5 protein-coding genes are annotated in these 7,430 nt (G+C 71.7%); 1 reads left to right on the top strand and 4 read right to left on the bottom strand.

Annotation, left to right across the window (positions count from 1 at the left end; translation table 11 throughout):
- Positions 1–36: 36 nt before the first annotated feature.
- The 3 genes from ACWGE1_RS23530 to ACWGE1_RS23540 form a co-directional block, all read right to left on the bottom strand.
- Positions 37–609, bottom strand: coding sequence for an NADPH-dependent FMN reductase (locus ACWGE1_RS23530; RefSeq protein WP_453422461.1), 573 nt, complete (start codon positions 607–609; stop codon positions 37–39).
- A 64-nt stretch (positions 610–673) separates the two neighbouring features.
- Positions 674–2,368: a serine/threonine-protein kinase gene (locus tag ACWGE1_RS23535; protein ID WP_453422462.1), complete on the bottom strand. Its 1,695-nt coding sequence runs from the start codon at positions 2,366–2,368 to the stop codon at positions 674–676.
- 502 nt (positions 2,369–2,870) lie between these two features.
- A complete protein-coding gene (locus tag ACWGE1_RS23540; protein ID WP_453422463.1) occupies positions 2,871–3,575 on the bottom strand; it encodes a hypothetical protein in 705 nt (234 codons plus the stop codon).
- A gap of 264 nt (positions 3,576–3,839) precedes the next feature.
- On the opposite strand from ACWGE1_RS23540, the gene ACWGE1_RS23545 reads away from it, so the two are divergent.
- The gene (locus tag ACWGE1_RS23545; protein WP_453422464.1) at positions 3,840–4,949 is read left to right on the top strand and encodes a hypothetical protein; all 1,110 of its coding nucleotides are present in this window, start codon (positions 3,840–3,842) and stop codon (positions 4,947–4,949) included.
- A 60-nt stretch (positions 4,950–5,009) separates the two neighbouring features.
- On the opposite strand, the gene ACWGE1_RS23550 is transcribed toward ACWGE1_RS23545, so the two are convergent.
- Positions 5,010–7,286: a DPP IV N-terminal domain-containing protein gene (locus ACWGE1_RS23550; protein WP_453422465.1), complete on the bottom strand. Its 2,277-nt coding sequence runs from the start codon at positions 7,284–7,286 to the stop codon at positions 5,010–5,012.
- Positions 7,287–7,430 lie beyond the last annotated feature (144 nt).

The raw sequence follows: 7,430 nt of genomic DNA on the forward strand, positions 1-7,430 counted from the left end.
TGCGCGGGGCGGTTCCCGGGGCGCCATGGGTGGCTGTCATGTCGCTTCGCCGGACGTCTTGTCGCTGTGGCGTGCGGTTCTCAGGGCCTGCCCCCACCAGAGGAGGTCGTCGAGGAGCGTCGTTGCGGCTTGTTCGGCCTCTTGGTGATGGTGGGGGCGGCCGGTTTCGTCGAAGGGGAACTGGTGGAAGCTGACTGTTTCGCGGACCGTGGTGGCGTGGAGCTCGGCGAGGACGGGGCGTAGCTGTTCGACGGCGCGCAGGCCGCCGGACAGCCCGCCGTAGGACACGAAACCGACGGGCTTGCGCCGCCAGACGTGCCCGGCGGTGTCGATCGCCTGCTTGAGCGAGGCGGGGAAGGAGTGGTTGTACTCGGGGGTGAGGATCACGTAGGCGTCCGCCCGGGCCAGGCGTTCGATGAAGGCTCGTCCGCGCGGTGTGGGGTCGGGGGTCCAGTGGGCCGGGAGATCGGCGTCAACGAGGTCGGCGACGGTGAGTTCGATGTCGGTGCGGCGCGCGGTGACGGTCTCGAACCAGCGGGCCACGGTCGGGCCGAACCGGCCTTCGCGGGTGCTGCCGACGACGAGTGCGATGTGCAGGGGCGAAGTCATGCCCCCAGGTTTATGACCTCAAGTCCGCTTGAGGTCAAACCCCGCGCCACACCGGCCTGCAGTGTCATGGGTGGCGCGTCAGCGAGGTGGGAGCTCCCGCTGACTGTGCGCCTTCCGATTCCAGCGTCAGCCGGTCCGGTTCCGTCATGGTCAGTACGTACAGGTTGCCGCGGGGGCATTCGAGGAGGGCTGTCCGGTCGGTGGGGTGACTGGTCACGGCTTCGAACACGGCGCTGTTCCCGCGGGTCTGGCGTAGCTGGAGGGCTTCCGTGCAGCCCAGGTTCCGTCCGGTGGCGGTTTCTTTGAGGTCGCTGACCTGCCGGCCCACGAGTTCGCCGACCGTTCCGCCGTTCAGTGTGACGGTGACTGCGAACTCACCGGTCCGGGGGCGGGAGATGCCGTCCGCATCGGGCGTTCCGGGTCCGGTGCCGGACCATGTGCCGGTCCATGCCACGGGCAGTGCTCCTGCCGCGGCCGTCGCCGGCGCGGCCGAGGGCGAGGGCGAGGTCGGTCCGGACGAGGGGCCGGGAGGAGTGGCTCCCTCTCCGTCTCCGTCGCCGCGCCCGGGGAGCGCTACGGCGAGGGCGACGGCTGCGGCGACGACCGCGGCGCCCGCGGCCGCCCCGGCCCCGCGGGAGCGCAGCAGCGCCCGCCCGCCGCCTCCCGGCCGGGCGGGGGAGGAGGGCGTGGTCCCGTCAGCCGCGTGCGCAGGCACCACCCCCTCCGGCGTGGCTCCGGCGGTCCCGGCGACCCCGCCCGGCAGCGGCAGTTGCGGTGTGGGCGGCTGCCGTGGTGGTGCGGGTGCCGGGCCGTTCGTACCGGGTGCGGGTGCGGGCGATTGCGGCGCGGCGAGGAGCTGCTGGAGTTCGGCCTCCCGGCGGCCGGTGTCGGCCAGCAGGGATTGCGGTATCACCGCGCTCCAGCCGCCCTCCTGACCGCCTTCCTGGCCGCCGTTGAGGCGTGCCGCGAGGTCTGCGGCGTCCGGGCGCTGCTGCGGAACCTTGGCCAGACATTCCCGGAGCAGGGGGAGGAGTGCCTGCGGTACGCCGTCGAGCAGCGGTTCGTCGTGGACGATCCGGTAGAGCAGGGCGGGGAGGTCCAGTTCCTGGCCGGCGGGGAGGAAGGGGCTGTGGCCCGTGGCCGCGTAGGCGAGTACCGCGGCGAGGGAGAACACGTCGGCCGGGGCTCCGGCGATCGTGCCGGTTGCTTGTTCCGGTGCGAGGAAGCCGGGGGTTCCGATGACGGTGCCGGTGCGGGTGTGGCGCGGGTCGCGGACGGTGCGTGCGATTCCGAAATCGATGAGGAAGGGCCGTTCGGTGCCCAGCAGTACGTTCGCGGGTTTGATGTCGCGGTGGACCACGCCTGCCGCCTGCACACTGACCAGGGCGTTGGACAGTTCCTGGCCCAGACGCCACACGGCCGCTGCTTCCAGCGGCCCGTGCGTGCGGACCCAGTCACCGAGCGAGGGGGCGGGAACGTACTCGGTCGCCAGCCACTGCGGGGAAGCCCCCGGCGGGCTGAAGTCCACCACCGAAACGGTCCAGGCGCACCGCACGCGATCGCTGGTGCGGATCTCCCGGTCGAAGCGCTGGGCGAAATCCGCCTCCTGGCTCAGCTCGCGGTGCACGGTCTTCAGGGCCAGTGCACGCCCGGACGCCGTGCGGGCCAGGAACACCTCGCCCATGCCTCCCGAGCCGAGCCGTGCCAGCAGACGGTAACCACCGATCTCCCCCGGGTCGCCGGACCGCAAAGACTCCATCAGTTCCCCCTGTCCCCCCGGCCGTCGCCGGCCCGTACCGCACGGACCGTTCGGCGGGTCGTCGTGATGGACCCTAGAGGACGGCCCGGCATCCCGGTCGGTGTGGGGGAGCTCATTCGCCGCACCTCGGGGGACGGGCGGTCGGACGGGACGGGTGCGGGCTGCGCAGGCTGGTTGTCGGCGGTGCCGGACAGCCTGCGGCCGTGGATCGGACAACGGATGACCGGCTGGCGGCCGGCCTGGGAGACATCGCTTCCGTCGGCGTCGCCGACGGCCTTGACCCGCACGCGGTCACGCTCTCCCCGCACCCCTGAGGACGCGTGACCGTACCGGCATGCGTTCAACGCCGTCCACTACAACATCGTCGGCTCCAACAACTGATGCTTCCCCGACCCCGACCCCCGGTCCCTGTTCGGGGGCCGGGGGTTGCGGGGACACGCACCCTGCCCGGATCCATGCTCCGCCGGATCCGGCGGAGCATCCCGGAACTTCGGCGGGGGCGCTACGGCTGGGGCTGCGCGGTCTCCGGTTCTGCCGGGGCGGGGGCGGTGGGGCTGTAGTAGACGGACCGGCCCTGCTTGGAACGTTCGAGCAGGCCGCGGGCGACGCCCTGTTCCAGGGTGTTGCGGATGACCGCGGCCTGGACCTTGCGTGCGGGGTGGGCGGCGCTGAGGGTTTCGGTGACTTCGGCGGCCGACCTGGGTTCCGTCAGACCGGCCAGGGCGGCCGTGACGAGTTCGAGCCAGGAGGGGCTGCCCGTCTCTTCCTTCACCCCGGTACCACCGGCGGACTTGTCGGCGGACTTGCCGGTGGCCTTGCCGATGGTCTTGCCGGTGGTCTTGCGAGCACGAGGGGGCTTGACGGCTGCGGCCTCGGCCCCTGCCCCCGCCTCCGTGCCGACCTTCGCCTTGGCCTTGGGCGCCGGGGCCTTCTTGGCAACCGGGGCCGCGCTGCGTGCCGCAGGCACCGCGGCCTGCTTGGCGCGGCGCTCGGCCGGCTGTGAGGTGGCGGGTTCCGCCGGGATGCCCAGGGCATCCTGCATCCTCAGAAGTACCTTCTCGCTTTCCTCGAGTTCTCCGAGCTCCTGTTGCAGTCGCTGGAGTTCACCGCGCCGCTGTTCCTGCGCCGCCTGGTTCGCGGCGAGATCGCCGGTGATCTGGCGGGCGTAGTCGTCCTTGACGCGGGTGACTTGGTCGGCTGTGGTCATGGGTTCCTCGTTGTCTGTTGTGGAGGGAGTGCAGGGACGCGAACGGTACGCCCTTCGTGCACTACGTGTACCCGTGATACCGGATCATGTACCGGGCCGAGTACATGGGAACTTCGCACACCCGCCCGGACACCGGCCGTTCTGCACCGTCTGCGGCGCAACAGCCTCGGACACGGGCCCTCTCCCGGCCGGTCTCCAAGGGGACCGCATCGCGCGGGCACCCCGGCTGCGGGCAACGTGGGGTCCGGTTCCTAGACTGCGGGGGTGATCACATCCGATGCTGCAGTCCGCTCCGCCGTGGAGTCCTTCGACACCGCGATCGCCGAGCGGAGTATCAGCCTGCTGGAGGCGGCCTATCAGAGTCTCGCCTCGCTGCCCCGGCCGGTCCTGGCCGAGCACGCCCGTGAGCTGGGGCCACACCTGGCCGGGCAGCTCGACGAGATGCCCGAGTGGCATGCAGCGGTCTACGCCGTGTTCGTGGGCGCCCTGGTCGAGTGGGACGCGGACGCGGTCGTCTGCGCCCGCCCCGTCCTGACGGGCCTGCGGACCGCCCTGGAACAGGCGCTCGAGTTCGCCGCGCTGTGGGAGCGGTACTACGGCGAGGACCAGGAGCCCCCGGACCCGTCGGGCATGCCGAGCCCCGAGCAGCAGAATGCCTTCGGCGCCGACTACGGGCAGGTGTGGCACGCCCCCTACTTCGGCTGGCTCACCGTGCACAAATGGGAGAAGGCGGCGGTAGCAGTCCTGGCCGACCCCCGCGTGCGGGCGCGCCTCGGCGGCCCGGACCCGCTCGCCGACCGGGACGCACTGGTGGAGCTGACCCGGAGCCTGGAGCCGCACATCGGGGACCTGCAGTGCGTCCAGCGCGCTCTCCTGCTCCTCGACGACGAGCCGCTGCTGGTTCTGCACCGGGCTTCCGGCAGGGCTTACCGTATGCGGATGGGCGGGATCGCCGACAACTACCAGCTCCAGACCCTGCTGGCCGGAGTCCTCATCGGTGGCGGGCACATTGCCGGGAACACTCCGAGCACGGAGGCCCTGGCACTGAGTTCCGACGCCCCGATCGACATGGAACACCTGGACGCGCTCCCCGGCATGTTCGAGTGTTTCAACTTCGCCGAACCTTCAGGGCGCTGGATTTGGAGCGCGACGACTCCCGACCGCATTCCGGCGACCGACGGCGTGCGCCGTCTCGTGCTGGACCAGCCGGTCATGCGCCACCACTACCAAGCCGTACGGTTCCTGCCGCGCGTGCCCGGCCACCTCGTACTCGAAGCGGTACTGGAACGGGACGAAGCGGCAGCTCACTTCACGGACCTCAAGGAACTGATGTCCTGGCAGGAAGCGAGCCACCTGGCCGCGGACGGCTACTGATCCGCACACCGCTGCCGCCGGGCGAGCCACCCGGGCCACCGGGGCCACCCGGGGCTGCGCTCAGCTGAACAGTTCGGCCAGCAGTTCCGGTCCGATGGTGATGGGTGCGGGCCGGTGGGCGGGCGGGCACACGCCCATCAGTTCGCGCACCATGAAGTCCCAGCAGCGCTTGCGGACGTAGGCCAGGCAGTCGATGAAGGTGTGTTCGGCACCGGGCACGATGAGCAGTTCGAAATCCTTGTCGGCGGCGACGAGCCGTTCGGCCAGGCGCAGAGTGTGCTGCGGGTGGACCTGGTCGTCCATTTCGCCGTGGACGAGCAGCAGCCTGCCCTCCAGCCGGTCGGCGAGGTCGACATTGGACGTACGGGCCCAGGCGCCGGGGTCGTCCGCGCCGTCATAGGTCTCCACGAAGCCGGGGTTGAAGCAGCGGGCGTCGTGCGATCCGGACAGGGCCACTCCCGCCCGGTACACGTCGGGGAAGTCGAGCATGGCCCGCGCCGCGGCGAAACCGCCCCCGGAGTGGCCGAACGCGCCCACCCGGTCCAGGTCCATCCACGGTCGGGTCGCGGCCAGTTGCCGCAGTGCCGTCACATGGTCGGCCAGGCCCCCCGCATCGGCCAGGCGGCCGTAGGAGGCGTCGTGGAAGGCCTTGCTGCGCCCGGGGGTGCCCCGTCCGTCCAGCGCCACCACCACGAAGCCCAGTGCGGCGAGGGGTTCCGCGTCGAGGCCCATCGCGCCGGGGTCGAAGGACGGGGAGACCCGGTTGACCTGCGGGCCGGGGTAGAGGCTGTCGATCACGGGGTAGCGCCGGGCGGGGTCGAAGCCCCGCGGCCGGTACAGCACGCCGTGGACGTCCGTCACCCCGTCGGCCGCCTTGACGCGGAACCGTTCCGGGGGCGTCCAGCCGGTGGCGGTCAGCCTGCTGGTGTCGGCGCGCTCCAGCTCGATGAGCACCCGGCCCGTCCAGTCAAGGACGCGGGAGACCGGCGGCGTGGAGACGGTGGACGCGGAGTCGACGAAGTAGTCCTGGCCGTGCGGCACGGTGACGACATGGTCCAGGTCGTCGTCGGTGACCCTGGCGAAGCCGGTCCCGTCCAGGCCGGCCCTGCACACGGTGCGCCGGTACGGGTCGTCTTCGGTCAGTCCGGAGGCGGTGAAGTACACGATGCGCGCGGTCTCGTCGACGCGCAGGATCTGCCGCACCGCCCACGGTCCGGAGGTGACCTGTCCGAGGAGGGCGCCGGTGTGCAGGTCGTACCGGTACAGGTGGCCCCAGCCGTCGCGCTGCGAGTACCAGAGCACCTCGTCGGCCAGTACCCGCACGATCGGCGGCTCGTACAGCCACTGGGTGGGCTCCACGCGGGTGGTCCCGGTCTCGCTGAGCACCTCGGTGACCCGGCCGGTGAGCGGGTCCATCCGGTGCAGGGTGAGGGTGCGCTGGTCGCGGGGTCGGCCGAGGTAGTACACGGCCGAGCCGTCGGGGGCCCACCAGGCCCAACCGGCGGTGATGGGTGACAGGTTCGGCATGAGCAGCGGTGCGGCCTGTGCGCGGACCACCGTGCCGGTGGCGGGGTCCAGTACGACCAGTTCGGCCAGCGGGAGGTTCGCGTCCCCGGTGTGGGCGTAGCGCTGGGTGTGCAGGAGGGGGGCGCCGCCGCCGGCGGGTGCGGCTTCCACGAGGTGGGTCTGGCGGACGCTGCGCTCATCGGTGCGGTGGGCGAGCACCTTCGTGCTGTCGGGCGACCAGGCCACGGCGGGCGGCAGGTGGGGGAGCCCGATCTTGCGCAGCAGGGTGGCGTTGGCGGTGGCCTGCGGGCCGGTGCCGTAGGAGTGGTCCGCCCCGCCGTCGGTGGTCAAAGCCCAGGTGCGGCCGTCGGACAGCGAACGTGCCCACAGGTCGGAGCCCTGCCGGAACACCGCGGTCTTCCCGTCGGGTGAGAGCACTTCCAGGGGGTTGCCGGGCGGTGTGAACTCGGCCTGCTCGCAGGTGTAGTCGTCCAGACGGCAGCGCCAGTAGGCGCCGAACGCGGCGAACTCGACTGCGTTGTCGCTCGGTTGTACGGCGGTGAACGGCAGGGCCTCGGCGTTGACGTGCTGCCCGGAGGCGGCTGCGAGCGCGGCGGCGAGCCGGGTGTGGTCGAAGGCCGGCTCGCGGGTGCCCGCCGCCGGGTCGGCCAGCACGAACCGCGTGCCGGTGCCGTGGCTCACCGTGTACAGGAACCGGGTGCCGGCGTCGGTCCACTGGGGCCTGATGCGGTCGCCGGTGACGAGCTCGCCGGGGCGGGCGGGACGGCGCAGGAGTTGTTCTGCGGCCTGGTAGTCCTCGGTGGTGTTCACGGGTGTTCGTCCGTCCTCGGGATGGGTCGGTAGCGGGGGAGCGTGCCGGGTGCCGGGCGCTGTGTTGCTCCTAGAGGCTGCGGGCGGTGATGTCGCCGTGGGTGGTGGTGGCGTGGATGGTGAGGTCGGCGGTGCCGGTGTTCC

It is taken from the genome of Streptomyces sp. NPDC054932 (assembly GCF_053610205.1).

Bases quoted from the DNA above. Each gene is read 5' to 3' on its own strand.
- ACWGE1_RS23530 (WP_453422461.1), bottom strand. From the start codon at position 609: ATGACTTCGCCCCTGCACATCGCACTCGTCGTCGGCAGCACCCGCGAA.
- ACWGE1_RS23535 (WP_453422462.1), bottom strand. From the start codon at position 2,368: ATGGAGTCTTTGCGGTCCGGCGACCCGGGGGAGATCGGTGGTTACCGT.
- ACWGE1_RS23540 (WP_453422463.1), bottom strand. From the start codon at position 3,575: ATGACCACAGCCGACCAAGTCACCCGCGTCAAGGACGACTACGCCCGC.